The sequence below is a fragment of the Aquabacterium sp. UBA2148 genome, assembly GCF_002328915.1.
Classification (GTDB): Bacteria; Pseudomonadota; Gammaproteobacteria; order Burkholderiales; family Burkholderiaceae_C; genus Aquabacterium; species Aquabacterium parvum.
Genome location: NZ_DCXA01000250.1, coordinates 15,360 through 16,478 on the forward strand (window position 1 = coordinate 15,360; position 1,119 = coordinate 16,478).

2 protein-coding genes are annotated in these 1,119 nt (G+C 61.0%); both read right to left on the reverse strand.

Features of this window, described 5'->3' with window-relative positions; translation table 11 throughout:
* Positions 1-523 (reverse strand): hypothetical protein (locus B2W70_RS13900; RefSeq protein ID WP_286746563.1); only part of this gene is annotated, 523 nt, incomplete at its 3' end.
* A 49-nt stretch (positions 524-572) separates the two neighbouring features.
* Positions 573-1,119 (reverse strand): response regulator (locus B2W70_RS13905; RefSeq protein ID WP_286746564.1); only part of this gene is annotated, 547 nt, incomplete at its 5' end.

Sequence of the window (1,119 nt, forward strand, 5' to 3'; positions counted from 1 at the left end):
TGGACAATTGAGACAACCTGATCGAGCAAGCATCTCCGACTTTCACATACGCCGCTTCATAGTCGGCTCCCGGCACCGGCAGAAACTCCAATCCCAGAGCACATGTCGTTTGAGTGTTGTAGCCCGAACGATAGGTGGCCCGCATGGAAAAGGAGAATGGCGTGTTTGCAGGGATGTTTTTCTCGGTATACAAATCTTGCTTGCTGGGCACTTGGCCAGGCATCCCCAAGTTTGTCAGCGCTCCCTTGGGCTGCATCACAGCGAATATGGGCGTGCCCAAGGAGAGGTTTCCAATCAGAAGCGCGATGGCCTGAGACTCTGAGCCAATGGTGCCGCTGGCAGCAGATGGGCTGCACCTGTTGGGGTGGAAATTCACGAGGGTGGCCTCAATGCCTTGAACCGACGCAGGATGTTCCGTCACAAAGCGGATCCGCGCAGCGCTGCGCTCGTCAACGGTTGGCTTGTACGGCGATGCGCACCCGGAAATGGCGAGAGTGAATGCCACGAGTATTGGAGTTTTCATGCCGTGTATTCTGTGGTGCCTTGGGAATGACCAAGCGCCTTTTTTGGCGTCAGGCCAAAACCACCTGCTGCCTCACCGCATACAACGCCAACTCCACATCGTTGCGCGTCCCCGTCTTCTCCAGGATCCGCGCCCGATAAGTCGACACCGTGTTCGAAGACAAGTTCAACGAAGCAGCAATCTGCCCCACCGACTGCCCCTGCGCCAGCAGCCTGAACACCTGGTTCTGGCGCTGTGACAACAACTCATGCGGCGCCTGGGCCGACACCTCACTCACCGCATTGGCCAACAAATCAGCCACCGCAGCAGTCAGGTAACGCCCGCCCCCAGCCGCCTTGCGCAACCCCGCCACGATGTCGTCGGGGTCGGCGCTCTTGTTCAGGTAACCCGCCGCCCCGGCCCGGATGCACCGCACCGCGAACTGGTTGTCCGGGTAGGTGCTCAGCATCAGCACCGGTAGCCCCGGGCACTCCGATTGGATCTGCTTGAGCACCTCCAGCCCGTCGCGCCCCGGCAGGGCGATGTCGAGCAGCACCGCATCGACCCCGCCTGGCGAGGCTCGCAACCACTGCATCGCCTCGCCGCCGTGCGCGGCG